We start from the raw sequence: 16,832 nt of genomic DNA on the forward strand, positions 1-16,832 counted from the left end.
AGGGTGATGTTATGAATCGAGGCTTTTTTTATGTGAAATTAACAAGTGTACGAAAGCTTATTTTATTTGTCGTCATTATGGTGTTAGTAACCTTTTTCCTTATTAGTATGATGGTGACTTCATTGAAAGAAACAAAGTCAGCATATTTATATAATTGGTTGAATGAGTTATCAATGAATGGTTATATGTATGTGATTGGAAAGGAAAATCATTATTTTACACAAGAATATCGGAATTTAAATCAAGATTTTTCGATTTCATCTTTTCTTTTTTCAACAGCAACAAATATTCGATTTGATGATGTACGCAGTTTCGTTGGGAAAGAACTTCCTGGATTCGGAAGATATGATACAGAAATTGTCATTGCTGGTGAAGGAACAAATTATTCTAACTTACCTATTGAGTCGAGCGTTCCACTTGAAGAAGTGGTGAAAGAGCGTACAGGAGAAACAGGACAAGTTCCGAAAACGGATCCGAACAAAGAGAAAAAAGAGCCTGCGCAAACAACAGGGAAAAGACAAATTGCATTTATTTATCATTCTCACAGTTGGGAATCATATTTACCTTTATTAAATTTAACAAATGATCCAGATCCGAATAAGGCAACAAGTTCTGTGACGAATATTTCTATACTTGGAGAACGGTTCCGTGACCAATTAGCAAATGAAGGAATAGGAGCAGTTAATGACAAAACAGATGTTGGGAAAAAGTTGATAAGTAAGGGGTTAAATAGTAATAGTTCTTATAAAATGTCTCGAGAAATTGTACAGGAGGCAATGGGAGGAAATAAAGAGCTACAATATTTTTTTGACTTACACCGAGATAGTGCCCGCAAAAATGTCACGACAAAAGCAATTGGAGATAAATCGTATGCGAAGCTTGCCTTTGTCATTGGAAAAGGAAATAAAAATTACACAAAAAACTTACAATTAGCAACTGCCCTGCATGAAGCGATTAATAAAAAATATCCAGGGGTAAGTCGAGGAGTTATACAAAAGGGGTTTCAAACAGGGAATGGTGTTTATAATCAGGATTTGTCAGGACAAGCGATTTTAATTGAGGTAGGAGGTGTAGATAATACATCTGAAGAACTAAATCGCTCCATTGATGTATTGACAAAAGCATTTAGTGAATATTTTTGGCAAGCAGAAAAGGTGAATGGGTGAACGTAAGCGAACTGCTTACGTTTTTTTGTATTCAATAAGAAGAAAAAGATAAGAACTAATGCTTTTCTAAATAAAGTTTCATCTTCATTATACTAATATCGAAATTTGTCTATTTATCCTATGAAAAATAGAGAGGTATTTCATAAAAAAATGGCGAAATCCTCTTTACGGATAAAGTTTTTCACATTATAAAGTTGACAGGGTGATAGAGATGATACGAGAAATTCAAATAGAGGACGCAGCAGCATTTTTGCAATTAGGAAAACAATTGGATGAAGAAACTTCCTATATGTTATTGGAACCAGGTGAGCGGAATACAACAGTGGAGCAACAAAAAAATATGATCAAACGCTTTATAGAAACTTATAATTCTACAATATTTGTAGCAGTAGAAAAGGAACAATTAGTCGGATTTATTTTAGCTAATGGTGGTAATGCACAAAGAAACAAGCATGCAGTAGCAATTGTAATTGGAATTTTACAAGAATATAGCGGAAAAGGAATTGGGGCGGCTTTGTTTAAAGAGGTAGAAAGATGGGCAAGATTACATGATGTATGGCGTTTAGAGTTAACAGTAATGGCCCATAATACACGAGCACAAACACTATATAAAAAAGCAGGATTTGAACAAGAAGGTATAAAAAAATCTTCTCTTATCGTTGATGGGAGAAATATTGATGAGTATTATATGGCCAAATTATTAAAATAAGAGGTCGTTTTATGAAAAAAAGATGGAGACTACTGGTTCTCGTAGTAGTTGCGATTATTATTGGAGTGGCAGGCATTAATTATAAAATGTATAAAGATAAACGGGCACAAGAAGTGAATGGTAGCGCTGTATTTCCAAAAGCGCAAGACACGATTGCTAAAATGGAAGGGGATCTCGCGGTTGTGAATAATCCAGATTCTGTACTCGTACTTGTAAATAAAAGTAGACGGCTACCAGATCGTTATAAGCCGCAAGATTTAGTTATTCCCAAAGTACGTTATTCCAGTGAAGGTGATCAAGAGAAAAAAAAGATGAGGAAAGAAGCGGCGCAAGCACTTGAAAAAATGTTTGAGCAAGGTGATCAAGAGAGAATTTTTCTCTTTGCAGTCTCAGGTTTCAGATCTTTTGATCGGCAAAAAGCGTTAAATACAATGTATAAGATTCAAGATGGGGAAGCGAAAACAGCGATGTCGAGTGCAGTACCAGGAACGAGTGAACATCAAACGGGACTTGCAATGGATATTACGTCACAATCAGCTAAATTCCAATTAGAGTCTGTTTTTGGAGATACCAAGGAAGGAAGATGGCTTGCTCAAAATGCACATAAATTTGGTTTTGTCATTCGGTACACAGAAGAGAAAGAGGCTATTACAGGTTATCGATACGAGCCGTGGCACGTACGTTATGTAGGGAATCCGCAAGCGACATATTTATATGAAAATCAATTCACCTTAGAGGAAGCAATGCAGTAATCAATTTAAGGGGAGAGGGTCCAGGTGACAATGTTATATAAGAAAAAAGTATATGCATACATTACAAGGGAGAAAGCAGGAGTTATACAGTTACTGGTTTTTACTCATCGTGATATACCAGATGCAGGTGTACAGGTCCCAGGCAGCACGGTTGAAGAAGGAGAAAAATTAGAAGAAGCAGCAATACGTGAAGTGTTAGAAGAGTCGGGTTTACGTCATTTATGTATAGAACGTTACATTGATGATTATATCATCCATGTAAAAGAAAAACAGGAATATCAAAAATGCCATTTTTTCCATATTTCGTTGTTAACAGATGTAAAGGATACGTGGGAACATACAGTAAGTGCCGGGGATGAAGATCGAGGTTTAGTATTTTGTTACGAATGGATCGATATTGCAAAGTGTCCTGTATTAGCAGGAAATCAAGGCGAATTTATTCATTTATTAGAAGAGATGTATGTGAAGTAGAAAGTTTGTTCATATACTAAAAAACGTTTTAGACAGCTTTTGTTCGTCTAAAACGTTTTTTTATTCTCTTTGAAATGGAAGGTTTTTGAAAGTGGAAGTTGAAATTCTTGGTAGAAGATTTATTTGTTGAAATGGGGAGAAATCACAATGATTAAAATTGATAAGTAATAAGATTTGAAATGAGGAAAGAACGAATAAGGAGAGATTTTAGGTGGAGATTCAATTCAATAAACTACTAAGAAAAGAATTAACAATTCAAGATATACAAACAGCGATGGAGAATGGGGAATTTACTTCGAAAGAGTTAGTTATGTATTATCTTCATAGGATAGCGAAGTATGACCAGGACGGTCCGAATATAAATTCTATTTTAGAAATAAATCCAGATGCGATTTTTATCGCAGAAGGATTAGATCATGAAAGAAAAATAAAGGGTGTCAGAGGTCCTTTACACGGTATTCCTGTTCTCTTAAAAGATAATATTGAAACAAATGATTCAATGCATACAAGTGCAGGGACAATCGCTCTTGAAAACTATATAAGTAGTAGTGATGCATTTCTTGTGAAAAAGCTTCGTGAAGCAGGTGTTGTTATATTAGGTAAGACGAATATGACGGAATTAGCGAATGGGATGTCTTTTGAAATGTGGGCTGTATATAGTTCAAGAGGAGGACAAGTCATTAATCCATATCGTTCAGGTGATGATGATTTTTTTGTTGGTGGTTCGAGTACAGGATCAGCTATAGCAGTTACTGCAAACTTTACTGTTTTATCTGTTGGAACAGAAACGGATGCCTCTATTTTAAGTCCGGCAGTTCAAAATTCTGTAGTTGGTATTAAACCGACTGTTGGTTTGATTAGTCGCAGAGGGATTATCCCTTTCACATATTCGCAAGATACAGCGGGACCTTTTGCTAGAACAGTAACTGACGCGGCAATTTTATTAGGGAGTTTAACAGGAATAGACCAACTTGATCCTGCAACCTATAAAAGCGAAGGGAGAGCTCAACAAGATTATACGGTTTATTTAGATTCTAATGGTTTAAGGAGCGCTAAAATTGGAGTATTTAACAAAGCATCTGAAGGCTATTACGAATCTGGAGAGTATGATGAGGAACTATTTCAGAATGCTGTACAAGTACTGCGTAATGAAGGAGCGACAGTATTAGAAGATATCGAAATCCCATCTTTTCATAGGGAGTGGAGTTGGGGAGTCTCGTCGTATGAATTAAAACATAGTCTAGATAATTATCTTTCTAAGTTACCTTCAAATATTCCAGTTCATTCTATCTCTGAATTAATTGCATTTAATAAAGGCATAGAAGAAAAAGCATTAAAATATGGACAAAAAAGGTTAGAAATGGGAAAAGATTTTCCTAATACCCTAAGAAATCCTGAATACTTAAATGCAAAGTTAGAAGATTTATATTTTTCCCAGGAGCAAGGAATTGATTTTGCCTTGAAGAAATATGGTCTTGATGCAATTCTCTTTCCTTCATATATAGGATCAACAATATGCGCTAAAGCTGGCTATCCTTCCATAGCGATACCGGCCGGATATAGGAACAGCGGCAGGCCTTTTGGAATCACTTTAGCAAGTACTGCATTTAGCGAAGGTACGTTAATTAGGCTTGCATATGCATTTGAACAAGCTACAAAATATAGACGAATTCCAAATCTATCATAAATACAGCGCAAAAAGGATAGGGTGACCTATCCTTTTTGCATTCTGTGAACTTAAAGAGAAAGGTCCTTTTCTTGCCGCTTCGTATGTTTTAGTAAAATAAAAGATAAACAAGCAGAACATAAAATTAGAAAAGCAGCAATGATATAGATAGTACGGACACCGAACATATCGGTAATAATACCAACGCTTAGCATAGAAATTCCTGAAACAGCCGAAGTAAGTGTGCCATGAGCGGTATACACTTTTGATAATAGAGGCGGTGGTACGCTTGATTGTAAAGCGGTTGTTTGGGAAATATCTCGAATTTGATAGGAAGGCCCCATTAGAACACAAAGAAACAGTGCAAGAAATCCGTTGCTTGTTATGCCATATAGGAAAGTGAGCACGCTGAATAGAAGAGATCCTAAAGCCATTGAGCGTATTAAGTTATTTTGAATATATGTACTTATTCGCCATGCTAATAGTCCACCAATTAATGTTCCGATATAATAGCTTGTGTTAATATACCCCCACCACTCTTCTCCTTTATGAAGAGCGGTCGTTACGTAAGCCATTGTAATACCGCCAATCCATATCGTGCCAGCAAAAGTTTCAATTAAGTCCATATATGTAACGATACGGAGGGAGGGGTGCTGAAATAAAAGTTTCCATCCTTCTATTAATGTAGCTGATTTGGAAGATGATTTCTCTATTGTTTGTTCAGATTGTATAGTGTGCAATGAAACATATAATGTAGTACATCCAAAAATCATTAATACGTTGTTTATCATAAGTGTAGGAGTAGCACCAATTAATAAGACCACTACACTTGTAAATGAATAAGCAGTTGCTTGAACAATTTGTGTTGAAAAGGAAAAGACACTATTTACTTTTACTAATTTTTCTTGTGGTGTTAGGCGTGGAATAACAGCATATAATAAAGGGGAACTCCAACCTTCGCATAATGAAATGAGAATAATAAAAGCAAGAAGGGCAACGATGTTAGAAGATAGTAAGGGAAATAGTACGGTTAATAGAATCAAAAGGGAAGTCTTAATCCCCTGTAATGTAATGAGTAATGAATAAGATGGAAAACGATTCATTAGAAGTGGTGCGGATGTACTCGCAATAAAACTTGTAATAACTCGTAATAATGGAAAAAAAAGCTGTGATAGTAGCTGATTTAGTTGTTATATAAATATGAGTAGTAAGAATCATTATGTACACAACTTCAACAAGAGTGATGCATATTTTAGAAATCCAATAAAAGGATAATGGTCGTTGAGGCAATAGGAATACCACCTTTTTATAAGTAATTATTTTTTCTTTATATTCATATTAATCTGCGGAAAAGTTTTTTGAAAGAATTTTATTTTTTGTAACTTTTAGACAGGAATTTTCATGTATAATAAAGAATATATTAATATACTATTTTAGTGATATTCATCGTAACAGTGAATATGTATAATGCTTCCGTTGAAACGTCTCCTATTAATTAGGAGGACGTGATAAACAATTCTTTTTTTCATATACATATAGAAAATAAAAAAGAAAGTGAGGGTTGCATATGGCTGGGTGGGTAGTTTGGTTTATTATAGCCGGTATTTTATTTATTGCAGAAATGTTATCAATTACCTTTTACATGCTATGGCTTGGCATTGGAGCAGTTGTCGGAGGTCTTATTGCATTATTTGCTCCAGATGCATTATTTCTACAAGTTGTTGTAGGAGCAATAGTGAGTTTAACATTGACTTTCTTTACGAAACGAATCTCTAAAAATTTTCGAGAGGCAAAAGGATTTACGGATACTGTCGATAAACTGGCTGGTAAAAAAGGAATTATCCTGCAAGCGATTACAAGTGAAGAAAATGGGATTGTGAAGGTGGATGGCGATACTTGGACTGCGATTTCAGATGTTCCCATTTCTACTGGGGAAAGAGTCATTGTTATAAAGAGGAGCAGCACTGTTTTACATGTGAAAAGGGAGAGTGAATAAAAATGGTAGCATTAACATTAACGATTATTTTTGCATTAATTGTCATTGTATTCATCGCGTTAACAATTAAAATCATGCCCCAACAAAAGGTAGGTGTGGTTGAAAGGTTTGGTAAATTCCAACGCATCATGCAGCCGGGGTTAAATCTAATAATCCCAATTGTAGATCGTATACGTGTATATCATGATTTACGTATTCAACAAACAAATGTACCACCACAAAAAGTTATTACGAAAGATAATGTACAAGTAGAAATTGATACGATTATTTTCTATCAAATTGTTGAGCCTGAACTGGCGACATATGGTATTTCTAACTATGAATATGGTGTTCGTAATATTACATCCGCAACAATGCGTCAAATTATTGGTAAAATGGAACTGGATGAAACATTATCAGGACGTGAAAAAATTTCGACAGAAATTCGTCTAGCGCTTGATGAAGCAACTGAAAAATGGGGCGTTCGGATTGAACGTGTAGAAGTAGTAGACATTAATCCGCCAAAAGATGTGCAAGCGGCAATGGAAAAACAAATGAAAGCAGAGCGTAATAAGCGTGCTATTATTCTAGAAGCAGAAGCGGCGAAACAGGATAAAGTCCTTCGTGCAGAAGGGGAAAAACAAAGTAAAATCTTGATGGCTGAAGGGGATAAAGAAGCGCGTATTCGTGAAGCAGAAGGTATAAGGGAAGCAAAAGAATTAGAAGCGCAAGGGGAAGCGAGAGCGATTGAAACGATTGCAAAAGCGGAGCAAAACAGAATTGAACTACTACGTGCAGCGGACTTAGATGAACGCGTTCTTGCTTATAAATCATTTGAGTCATTGGCTGAGGTTGCAAAAGGACCAGCTAACAAAGTCTTCATTCCGTCTAATGCGATTGAAACACTTGGTACACTCGGTGCAATTGGTGAAATTTTCAAAGAAAAACAAGAGAAGAAATTGCCTTCTTCTGATACACCGAAAGAACAATAGAAACGAAAAGGAGAAATGGGCTACCATTTCTCTTTTTTTATCATTCTAACTGAGAAGACTTCCTACGCTAAACGAAGTAAGAGTTATATTACATAAGGCTTGTGTATATTCGTATATAAAGATGGTGATACATTAAAAAATATGCTGCTCATATACACGGAAAGAAAGTGTTATTTTTTATTTTCTCATATACATTTGTAATTAATACTTTGGAAGAGTTATATAATACAATCAATGTCTTAACGGAAGCATTTAGTAAATATTATTGGGATACAGAGAAGGTGAATAGATGATGCAACGCTGCTTGAACAAATATTGTAATTCTCCCCATATCCGTATATAATAGTGTCTTAGGAGCATTATACAATACTCAAAATTCCGAAAATTCTAGTAGTTTGACTAGAAAATTGAAAAGTATTATATTGTAAAAGGTCATATTAAACGAGAAATAGAATGGAAAGCAATTATTGAGTTAGGAGTTTAGACCGATGAGTTTGAGATATGGAAGAGATACAATTGTTGAAGTGAACTTAGATGCTGTAAAACATAATGTGAGAGAATTTAAAAAACGTGTAAACGATAAAAATATTGCAATGATGGCAGCTGTAAAAGCGAATGCATATGGACACGGGGCGGTTGAAGTCGCAAAAGCAGCAATTGAGGCAGGAGTGAATCAACTTGCTGTTGCATTTGTAGATGAAGGAATTGAACTGCGCGAGGCGGGAATTTCTGAGCCGATATTAATTTTGGGTTATACACCAGTAGAAGCGGCAATAGATGCTATTGAATATGATATCATGATGACAGTATATAGAATAGAAGACTTAAAAGGTATTGATAAAGTAGCGCAGCAGTTAGAAAAGAAAGCACGTGTTCAAGTGAAAATTGATACAGGAATGAGCCGTATTGGTTTGCAAGAAGAAGAAGTTTCGCCATTTTTGGAAGAACTAAAAAAAATGAAGCATGTAGAAGTAGAAGGTATGTTTACACATTACTCTACAGCTGATGAAATTGATAAAACATATACAAATATGCAAACGAATTTATTTGAGAAAGCTGTCAATACAGCGAAGGAAATAGGGATTCACCTTCCGTATATTCACAGTTCAAACAGTGCTGGATCAATGGAGCTAAGCAACACATTTCAAAACTTGGTTCGTGTTGGGATTGGGATTTACGGCATGTATCCTTCACAAGAAGTAGATCATACCGTTGTTTCATTGCAGCCGGTATTGTCATTAAAATCGAAAGTAGCACATATTAAGCACGCACAAAAAAATCGTGGTGTAAGTTATGGGAATACGTATGTAGCAACTGGTGAAGAATGGATTGCGACTGTTCCGATTGGTTATGCAGATGGATATAATCGTCAGCTATCAAATAAAGGGCATGCGTTAATTAACGGAATTCGTGTACCAGTTCTTGGGCGAGTTTGTATGGACCAGTTAATGTTAGATGTTACAAAAGCAATGCCTGTACAAGTAGGGGATGAAGTAGTTTTCTATGGTAAACAAGGTGAGGAAGAAATTCCAGTAGAAGAAATCGCAGATATGCTTGGGACAATTAACTATGAAGTGACTTGTATGCTAGACCGAAGAATCCCGCGCGTATATAAAGAAAATGATGAAATGACTGCTGTTGTGAATATATTAAGAAAAAAATAATTGAGAAAAGGGCTGAATCGCTAAGGTTCAGTCCTTTTTTATTTTCAATTGAGCAAGCGATGTTTTTACCCGCAATTCTCTATATTGTTACGAAGGAGTTAGAACTTTTTGTTACGTATCTACATGGAGAAGGTGTTTTTTTAGGAGAACACCAGAGAAGCATCTACTGTATTACAAAACGTTTTATTTATCCAAAGATGGAAGATCTCGTCCTCTCTGTAGATTCAAGTGCATCATTGAAGCTTCTTATTCAAAAGAAACAACTGGTGTGAAACGTCCAGGAATGTTATCGTGTTCAGTGCGAGCATCAAATGATCAGATGTGAGAAAAACAGCTCCTTGCAATTATTTTTGCAAGGGACCGTTTTTTTTAGCAAACCAAGCTTCTTTTAGTAATATTACAACGGTTTCGATTGTATTAATCGGTATCCCACCAAAACCTAGTAATACATAAGCTTCTTTTAGTAAATTATTTACTGAATCGTAGATGGATAGAGGATAAAGTTTTACATGTTTTTCAGCAGCTGATTGAATAAGTTCTTGTTCATTCATGCCGTTATGAACATGTAGTACAATGTGAAGTCCAGATTGATCCCCAAGGATATCAACATTAGTACCCATTTGGATCGAAATTGATTTGACTAATGTATGATGCTTTTTCTTATATAATGTACGAACGCGATTTAAGTGTCGATCCCAATCTCCTTTTTGAATGAAGTTAGCAAAAGCAAGCTGTTGTATTTTAGATACAGTTTGTTTGAAAATGCCACCTAAGTTTGTATAGACTTCCAAAAGGTGATTAGGAAGAACGATATAGCCCATTCTTAAGGAAGGTAAAAATGATTTTGAAAAAGTCCCCATGTAAATAACACGTTCATTTGTATCAAGTCCTTGCAAGGAGGGAATCGGTTTTCCAACGTAGCGAAATTCCCCATCATAATCGTCTTCAATAATATAACCAGATCGATCATTGGCCCATTTTAATAATTCAAGTCGCCTTGATAATGGCATAATCATGCCATATGGAAATTGATGAGAAGGCGTAACATAAGCAACATTTGCATCGCAATTACTGAGAGATGAAATGTTCATTCCTTTTTCATCTAATGGAACAGGATGAATAGGAAGTCCGCAGCTTTGGATAATGGTTTTTATGCGATGAAACCCAGGGTTTTCTATGGCGTATGATTTTTGCATTCCAAGCAATTGTAAGAGTAACCAAAGAAGGGGCTGTGTACCGGCACCAATAATAATTTGATTAGGTGTGCAATGAACCCCGCGAGCATGATACAAATACTTTGCAATGTGAGTGCGAAGTATAAGTTCTCCTTGTGGGTCTTCTTTTGTAAATAAGTCATTTTCATATTGGAGTAAGCTTTCATGTAGTGCTCTTTTCCAATTTGAGAGTGGAAAGGCTGTTTGATCGATATTTCCTTGGCTACAATCAAAATAGAGCGGTTCTGTTTGTGTTTTTTGAGATTCGTAAGGGGTAGATGGAGCTTGGTGTTTATTCGGTATAACATCCACATCTACTTCCGTTACAAATATACCACGCTTTGGTTTGCTTTCCACATAACCTTCCGCGGATAACTGCTGATAAGCTGATTCGACTGTAATACGGCTGACACCAAGTTGTAATGCTAAATTTCGATGAGAAGGGAGACGTGTTCCAGCAGGTAGTGTTCCCTTTAAGATTTCTTGTTTTATGTAGTTGTAAATTTGTATATAGATAGGTGTTTGACTTTCTAATTGTAGAGGAATAATTAAATCCATTGTATACGCCCTCCCTTAAAACTGTCCTTATAAAAAAGAATTAAACTGCCACTTAAGGAAAGGGCAGTTTCTATTTATAGTAATGATATAACATTTAGAAAATTTTATAAATAGTTAGGGGGAGATTACTGATGAATGTTAAGGAAATAAAAACAAAGGAGCAATTAGAAGGAGTATTACCCGTTTTACAACAATTACGAACTGCACTTACAAAAGAGGAAGTGCAATCTTTATTTCATCAGATGAAAGAGGAACGTTATCAATTATTTTCTTTGTATAATGAAGAAAATGAGGTGGTGAGCCTTGCTGGGGTAGCGATATGTACGAATTTTTATAATAAGAAACATGTTTTTGTATATGATCTTGTAACGGCAGAGGCTCATCGCTCCAAAGGATATGGTAAAGCATTATTATCATATATAGAGGAGTGGGGAGCAGAAAAGGAATGTAGTTCGGTTGTTTTGACGTCAGCGTTTCCAAGAATTAATGCACATAGATTTTATGAAAGAGAAGGATATGATAAGGTAAGTTATGCTTTTTGTAAAGAGCTACAATAGTGAAGAAAAATAGTAGATTCTAAATGTGATAGGATATAGAATCTGCTATTTTTTTGTTATAACAGAAATAAGTGAAAAAAAGGTGTAATAGGGTATTTTGTCGAATTGTTTTTATGAAATGATGAAAAAACATTTAAATATGTAGAAAGCTGTAAATGAAAAAAGGGGCGTCTATATTGGATAAAATAAAAAAATATCAATTCCAAACGACGGAAGAGTTATTGTTATTTCTGATATTCATGGAGAGCTAGAGCTTTTTAAAAAACTATTAAGCAAAGTTAATTTTAGTGCAGAAGATTATTTAATAATTAATGGTGATCTTTGTGAAAAAGGAAGAAATAGTAATGGTGTTGTAAACTATGTCATGGAACTTTCAGCACAGAATCAAAAGGTACATGTTGTTGAGGGGAATTGTGAAGCTTTAGTTGAGGCTCTTTTAAATAAAAATCCCGGGTTAATAAACTATTTATGTACGAGAAAGTATTCTATCTTTAATGAATGGCTTTCCCAATTAGATTTTCATATTAATGAAGAGACGGATATTGGTGAGGTAAAAGATATATTAATGAGCTGTTTTTCAAAAGAGATTAATTGGCTCACGGAATTACCAACTGCTATTGAAACAGAGGACTATATTTTTGTGCATGCAGGACTTGAGGATATAGAAGATTGGAAGAAGACCGAACGGAAAAATGCGTTTGCAATGCCGGAGTTTTTTACTAAGTCACATCGCGCAAATAAGTATGCAATAGTTGGACATTGGCCTGTTGTTAATTATTCTGAAGAGGCACCATCTAATAATCCAGTTATCGATGAAAATAAAAAAATAATTGCGATTGATGGCGGGAATACTATTAAAGAAGCGGGACAATTAAATGCATTTATCATTCATAGATCAATTTCTAGAGATGTGTTTTCATCTACAGATGTAGATCATTTTTCACAATATGAAATTTTAGCGGATTTTAATGCGGAACCAATGATGCAAGGTGGAGTCATGTATCCGTATTATCATATCGTACCAGTTGAAGGAAATGATGATTTTACAGTATGCAAACAAATAGAAACAAATAAACGATTATATGTTAAAAATGAATATATAAAGCAAGATGAAGCAGGTAATTATACTGTTAAAACCGATATTTCTTGTGCGCAAATAAGTGTAAGGAAAGGTGATATTGTTTCACTTATTGATGATAGCTGTACGGGATATGATTTAATAAAAAAAGATGGTGTGGAAGGCTGGATAGAGAAAGGGATTTTACTTAGGTTAAGTGAGAAAAAGATTAAGACAGTTAGCTAATGAGAGAAAATAGGGGGAACTTATCCCCCTATTTTCTATGTTGTAGGCTTTGGGAGCGAATTTGCATTAATATAAAAAGTATAGATTAACAAATAGTTTTTCTTTTGTATAAGTTCAATCATTTTTTACAAATGTAATGAAGACCGTTTTCTTTTCTCTAAAGAAGCAAATGAAAAAGAATCTTTATTTTTCACATATATTTTTTGATCTTGAACAGGTTGTACTATTATTACTTGCGAACTCCTTGTTTTTAGGGCATCTTGAATTCCAATAGTCATAAGTTTAATGAAAAGTATAGTAATAAAGAATGTGATGAGTGTATAAAAGATAATCCATAATGAAAGACTCATTTCATAACGATTTAATCCAATAAGGCCTGCCCAATCATTCGAGAGTGAAACAGGTTTGAACTCACCTTGGTCCATTTCTTTCAGTTGTATCCCACCGATTATAATGTTAAGTAATGCTAGATGGATCATAAGTATGAGTGTTTGGACAATATGCTCCATAAATAAAACAAATGCTCGGTCTAATAATAAGACACGCAAGTGTTTTTTAATAATATGAAAACGGCTTGCCCCCATTAATTGTGAGCTCAATATATAATCTTGTTTCATAAACTCATCAACTTCTGATGAAATATAAAAAGAAATTGTAGGGAGAGCAATAAAAATGAGTATGATAGCTTGATAAAGTGCAAATGGGATATTTGGACTTAGTCGATCTGCATTTGATGTGATTTCAATATTAACCGGTGTAATGAGCATAAATGCGATAAATACAGTTGGGATATAATAAAATACCTCTGAACATGCCTGGAAAAATCTTTTACATTTTGCTGCGTATAAGCTTAATAGGATACCTAAACATGTCCCAAATAAAATACGTAATAAACTAATTGCAACAGCAAATAAAATTGTAAATTTAGCTCCGTCTAAAATTTGTAAGAAGATCGATTCTCCAAAACGGTCAGAGCCAAAAGGTGGCATTAAAGATGGTGAAAAGGGTGCCTTTCCAAGTAACTCATTCTTGTCATTATAAAGCAACAGAGGTGCCTCTGGTATACTATCTTTAAAGAACAAACTATAAATACAGCTAGCTGTAACTAATGCAAAAAGATAAATGAATCCGACTAAAAAACGTTTTGATTTCCAAATAGATTTCATAGAGTTTCTCCTTTTATTTGTTTTTGCCACCTATTCATCATTAAAGAGATTATTTGAAAGATAATATAAAACGGTAAAATAATCATGATAAGTATGATAAATGTAGCAGAAGGTGAAACAAACGCCTTGCTAAATAAAAATTGAATAATGCCCTTCATATTAAAAATAAATTCTAAAATGAACAAGTTAGAAAGTAAGAAAACAAAAATTGTTTTTAAATGGTGGAAGAAGTGAATAGATATATTTTTAAATAAGTGGATACATAGTATATAACTTGATGAAAGACCTTTTCCATATGCAACCTCTACATATTGTTTTCCATGTTCTTCTTTTATATATAAAATCATCATCCGAAACATTTGTAATGTAGGTAAAACCGCTAAAGATAAAATTGGAAGTAAATAAGCTCGATTTTCATTAAAAGAAATAATTGTGACTGGAGATTCCCCGAACTTCCTAAGAAACCAAATGAAAAACATTTGTAAGCAAATCATCATCATCATGTCAGGGACAGCCTCTAATATAAAAACAAGTCGATTTATCCACCTTTTGATAGAATCTTTTGCTAAAAAATAAAAAAATGCCATGCTAGATGAAAGAAAGAGTGCAAGAACAAAAGCTGTGAACAAAACAGTAAATGAATATATATAAGGTTCTAATACGGTTGGAAACAACGGAGTTTTTTTTAGATTGCCGAACTTCGCTTCTGATGATAGAACGATAAGGGATTCCGGTGATAAAACTTCTTGTAACATAGTAAAAATCTGTTTGAAAAATTGAAGCGGCTGAAAGGTGAATCCGCCTTGAGTAACAAATAAATAAGGTAAATTTAACAATAGTAAGAGTGATAAAACAATCGATGAAAGTTTTATTGTGAATTGAGATATTTTATGTAACATTAAATCCCTCCGACATCTTTTTACAATATTATACAATAAAGTTATCGTTATTGTTTGATTTTTCTAAAAAAATAAATATAATATTAGTAGTATGTTAAATTCTAATATTCTATTTAATAGTATGGGAGGAAAGTATGGAACATATATATTTACAAGGTAAAAAAGTGATCGTAAGAAAAATAGAAGAGAAAGATATACATTCTTTATATTCACAAATATATAAGGAAGAAAACCCTGAGTGGAAAAAGTGGGATGCACCATACTTTCCGTTTTCTATTCAGAAATATCCGGTGTATATGGAAAGTTTACAGTCTAAGCTAAAAGAGGAGCCTCTGTCGCAATTTATTATTGAAACGGATAAAAAAATAATTGGGATAGTTGGCTTCTATTGGGAATATAAGGCGTCACGCTGGTTAGAAATAGGGATTACGATTTATGACCCAGCGTATTGGAATGGTGGTTATGGAACAGAAGCCTTGCGATTATATAGGGATTTGCTATTTGAAAACATGGAGATTGGTAGGGTGGGACTAACAACCTGGTCTGGAAATGAAAGAATGATGAAAGTCGCAGAAAAAATCGGTATGAAATTAGAAGGTAGAATGCGAAAATGTCGTTACTATAATGGAATATATTATGATTCTATTCGAATGGGAATGATTCGAGAAGAGTGGGAAGAGTTAAGAGAAACAAAGGAGTGAAGAAAGATGTACGCCGTTATTGCTACATTTGATGAGGAGTTTTTGAAGGATATGAAAGTGATTAGAGAAGGGCTAACGGACATTGTACATAATAAAGACCTAGAGCCTCATATTACATTGGCTGATTATCATACTTTGGATTTGAAAGCGTATGGAGAGAAATTAGAAGAGTTTACAGAGGATATAGGGTGCTTTCCAGTTGAATTTTCTTCTGTGGGTACTTTCCCTACAAATGGAACCATCTTTTTGGCACCAACGATAACGAGAAGGTTACTAGAGTTACATCAATTGTTTCATAATCATTTTATGGACTTTCATGATTACCCGCAGTCGTATTATGTACCAGAGAAGTGGGTGCCACATTGTACGATTGCAAATCGTTTAGAGCGAGAGCAATTCGTTTGTGTAATGGATTTTGTATATAAGAATTTTAGTACACAAAAGGCAATTGTAGAAGGTTTAAAGTTAATTAAAGTGAACTATGAAAATAACAATCCAATTTCTTATAGTGTGCTAGCACACTGCAACTTAAAAAAAATGGGGACATTAATATGACGTATGTAATTAGAGATATGAATGCACGAGATATTATTGCTGTACAAGAAGTGGCGAAAGTGGCTTGGCATGCTACATATAGAGGACTTATTCCACAGGAGATTCAAGATAAATTCTTAGGACAAGCATATTCATTTGAAATGATGAAACGACGTTTGGAACATTCACACTTATTCGTAGTAGAAGTGGATGATCAAGTTGTTGGATTTGCTAACTTTTCACCTATAAAATATCAAAATGAAGCAGAATTAGGGGCTATTTATTTATTGCCGGAGCATCAAGGAAAAGGAATTGGGACAGCTTTATTACAAAGAGGTATTACCTATTTAGAAGGGGTTAGAAAGATTTATATTCATGTAGAAGCAGCAAATGAAAAAGGGAAACGGTTTTATGAAGCAAAGGGCTTTGCAGCTTTAGAGCAATTTGAAGAAGACTTTGAGGGACACATGATGCAAACGGTAAGAATGGTGTTACATGTGTAGGG

At 34.5% G+C, this 16,832-nt stretch carries 16 protein-coding genes and 2 pseudogenes; 14 read left to right on the forward strand and 4 right to left on the reverse strand.

Annotated features, from left to right (window positions below):
• Nucleotides 1-11: 11 nt before the first annotated feature.
• The 5 genes from CN288_RS15590 (at nt 12) to CN288_RS15610 (ending at nt 4,785) form a co-directional block, all read left to right on the forward strand.
• Nucleotides 12-1,166 (forward strand): stage II sporulation protein P, encoded by a 1,155-nt coding sequence (locus tag CN288_RS15590; protein WP_026592218.1) that lies wholly within the window; start codon nt 12-14, stop codon nt 1,164-1,166.
• A gap of 211 nt (nt 1,167-1,377) precedes the next feature.
• Nucleotides 1,378-1,875 carry a GNAT family N-acetyltransferase gene (locus CN288_RS15595; protein ID WP_090688704.1) on the forward strand — a complete coding sequence of 166 codons (498 nt, stop codon included), beginning with the start codon at nt 1,378-1,380 and terminating at the stop codon, nt 1,873-1,875.
• An 11-nt stretch (nt 1,876-1,886) separates the two neighbouring features.
• Nucleotides 1,887-2,627: a M15 family metallopeptidase gene (locus tag CN288_RS15600; RefSeq protein WP_026592216.1), complete on the forward strand. Its 741-nt coding sequence runs from the start codon at nt 1,887-1,889 to the stop codon at nt 2,625-2,627.
• Nucleotides 2,628-2,651: 24 nt separating this feature from the next.
• Nucleotides 2,652-3,098 carry an NUDIX hydrolase gene (locus CN288_RS15605; RefSeq protein WP_098302582.1) on the forward strand — a complete coding sequence of 149 codons (447 nt, stop codon included), beginning with the start codon at nt 2,652-2,654 and terminating at the stop codon, nt 3,096-3,098.
• 211 nt (nt 3,099-3,309) lie between these two features.
• Nucleotides 3,310-4,785: an amidase family protein gene (locus CN288_RS15610; RefSeq protein ID WP_098302583.1), complete on the forward strand. Its 1,476-nt coding sequence runs from the start codon at nt 3,310-3,312 to the stop codon at nt 4,783-4,785.
• Nucleotides 4,786-4,835: 50 nt separating this feature from the next.
• On the opposite strand, the pseudogene CN288_RS15615 reads toward CN288_RS15610, so the two are convergent.
• Nucleotides 4,836-6,054 (reverse strand): annotated as a pseudogene (locus tag CN288_RS15615) (MFS transporter).
• Between the two features lie 277 nt (nt 6,055-6,331).
• Between CN288_RS15615 and CN288_RS15620 the strand changes: the two are divergent.
• The 4 genes and pseudogenes from CN288_RS15620 to CN288_RS15635 form a co-directional block, all read left to right on the forward strand.
• Nucleotides 6,332-6,760, forward strand: coding sequence for an NfeD family protein (locus CN288_RS15620; RefSeq protein WP_090688714.1), 429 nt, complete (start codon nt 6,332-6,334; stop codon nt 6,758-6,760).
• Between the two features lie 2 nt (nt 6,761-6,762).
• Entirely contained in the window at nt 6,763-7,731 is a 969-nt protein-coding gene (locus CN288_RS15625; RefSeq protein ID WP_090688717.1) for an SPFH domain-containing protein, read from the forward strand.
• Nucleotides 7,732-8,219: 488 nt separating this feature from the next.
• Complete coding sequence (gene alr, locus CN288_RS15630) at nt 8,220-9,395, forward strand: alanine racemase (RefSeq protein ID WP_026592210.1); 1,176 nt, start codon at nt 8,220-8,222, stop codon at nt 9,393-9,395.
• Between the two features lie 26 nt (nt 9,396-9,421).
• Nucleotides 9,422-9,720 (forward strand): annotated as a pseudogene (locus CN288_RS15635) (DUF2179 domain-containing protein); the annotation flags it as partial.
• Between the two features lie 19 nt (nt 9,721-9,739).
• On the opposite strand, the gene pdxR reads toward CN288_RS15635, so the two are convergent.
• Nucleotides 9,740-11,167: a MocR-like pyridoxine biosynthesis transcription factor PdxR gene (gene pdxR, locus CN288_RS15640; protein ID WP_098302584.1), complete on the reverse strand. Its 1,428-nt coding sequence runs from the start codon at nt 11,165-11,167 to the stop codon at nt 9,740-9,742.
• Nucleotides 11,168-11,298: 131 nt separating this feature from the next.
• On the opposite strand from pdxR, the gene CN288_RS15645 reads away from it, so the two are divergent.
• Together CN288_RS15645 and CN288_RS15650 are read left to right on the forward strand one after the other, a co-directional pair.
• Nucleotides 11,299-11,724 (forward strand): GNAT family N-acetyltransferase, encoded by a 426-nt coding sequence (locus CN288_RS15645; protein WP_090688723.1) that lies wholly within the window; start codon nt 11,299-11,301, stop codon nt 11,722-11,724.
• Nucleotides 11,725-11,917: 193 nt separating this feature from the next.
• Nucleotides 11,918-13,027 (forward strand): metallophosphoesterase, encoded by a 1,110-nt coding sequence (locus CN288_RS15650; RefSeq protein ID WP_098302585.1) that lies wholly within the window; start codon nt 11,918-11,920, stop codon nt 13,025-13,027.
• Nucleotides 13,028-13,152: 125 nt separating this feature from the next.
• On the opposite strand, the gene CN288_RS15655 is transcribed toward CN288_RS15650, so the two are convergent.
• Both CN288_RS15655 and CN288_RS15660 read right to left on the reverse strand, forming a co-directional pair.
• On the reverse strand, nt 13,153-14,193 hold the full coding sequence (locus tag CN288_RS15655) for an ABC transporter permease (RefSeq protein ID WP_026592205.1): 1,041 nt from the start codon (nt 14,191-14,193) through the stop codon (nt 13,153-13,155).
• On the reverse strand, nt 14,190-15,092 hold the full coding sequence (locus CN288_RS15660) for an ABC transporter permease subunit (protein ID WP_026592204.1): 903 nt from the start codon (nt 15,090-15,092) through the stop codon (nt 14,190-14,192). Before CN288_RS15660 ends, CN288_RS15655 begins: the two co-directional genes overlap by 4 nt.
• A gap of 134 nt (nt 15,093-15,226) precedes the next feature.
• Here CN288_RS15660 and CN288_RS15665 point away from each other — a divergent pair, with 134 nt between their 5' ends.
• From CN288_RS15665 to CN288_RS15675, 3 genes are read left to right on the forward strand one after another with little or no spacing between them, the layout of a single operon-like run.
• Nucleotides 15,227-15,793, forward strand: coding sequence for a GNAT family N-acetyltransferase (locus CN288_RS15665; RefSeq protein WP_098302586.1), 567 nt, complete (start codon nt 15,227-15,229; stop codon nt 15,791-15,793).
• Between the two features lie 6 nt (nt 15,794-15,799).
• The gene (locus CN288_RS15670; protein ID WP_090688730.1) at nt 15,800-16,348 is read left to right on the forward strand and encodes a 2'-5' RNA ligase family protein; all 549 of its coding nucleotides are present in this window, start codon (nt 15,800-15,802) and stop codon (nt 16,346-16,348) included.
• On the forward strand, nt 16,345-16,830 hold the full coding sequence (locus CN288_RS15675) for a GNAT family N-acetyltransferase (RefSeq protein WP_026592201.1): 486 nt from the start codon (nt 16,345-16,347) through the stop codon (nt 16,828-16,830). The genes CN288_RS15670 and CN288_RS15675 overlap by 4 nt, the downstream gene beginning before the upstream one ends.
• Nucleotides 16,831-16,832: the final 2 nt, after the last annotated feature.

Origin of the sequence: Bacillus sp. AFS023182 (assembly GCF_002560575.1) — a bacterium.
In the GTDB taxonomy this organism is placed as follows: Bacteria; Bacillota; Bacilli; order Bacillales; family Bacillaceae_G; genus Bacillus_A; species Bacillus_A arachidis.

Bases quoted from the DNA above. Each gene is read 5' to 3' on its own strand.
- CN288_RS15625 (WP_090688717.1), top strand. From the start codon at position 6,763: ATGGTAGCATTAACATTAACGATTATTTTTGCATTAATTGTCATTGTA.
- pdxR (WP_098302584.1), bottom strand. From the start codon at position 11,167: ATGGATTTAATTATTCCTCTACAATTAGAAAGTCAAACACCTATCTAT.
- CN288_RS15670 (WP_090688730.1), top strand. From the start codon at position 15,800: ATGTACGCCGTTATTGCTACATTTGATGAGGAGTTTTTGAAGGATATG.
- CN288_RS15590 (WP_026592218.1), top strand. From the start codon at position 12: ATGAATCGAGGCTTTTTTTATGTGAAATTAACAAGTGTACGAAAGCTT.
- CN288_RS15655 (WP_026592205.1), bottom strand. From the start codon at position 14,193: ATGAAATCTATTTGGAAATCAAAACGTTTTTTAGTCGGATTCATTTAT.
- CN288_RS15660 (WP_026592204.1), bottom strand. From the start codon at position 15,092: ATGTTACATAAAATATCTCAATTCACAATAAAACTTTCATCGATTGTT.
- CN288_RS15600 (WP_026592216.1), top strand. From the start codon at position 1,887: ATGAAAAAAAGATGGAGACTACTGGTTCTCGTAGTAGTTGCGATTATT.
- CN288_RS15620 (WP_090688714.1), top strand. From the start codon at position 6,332: ATGGCTGGGTGGGTAGTTTGGTTTATTATAGCCGGTATTTTATTTATT.
- CN288_RS15665 (WP_098302586.1), top strand. From the start codon at position 15,227: ATGGAACATATATATTTACAAGGTAAAAAAGTGATCGTAAGAAAAATA.
- CN288_RS15675 (WP_026592201.1), top strand. From the start codon at position 16,345: ATGACGTATGTAATTAGAGATATGAATGCACGAGATATTATTGCTGTA.
- CN288_RS15595 (WP_090688704.1), top strand. From the start codon at position 1,378: ATGATACGAGAAATTCAAATAGAGGACGCAGCAGCATTTTTGCAATTA.
- CN288_RS15645 (WP_090688723.1), top strand. From the start codon at position 11,299: ATGAATGTTAAGGAAATAAAAACAAAGGAGCAATTAGAAGGAGTATTA.
- alr (WP_026592210.1), top strand. From the start codon at position 8,220: ATGAGTTTGAGATATGGAAGAGATACAATTGTTGAAGTGAACTTAGAT.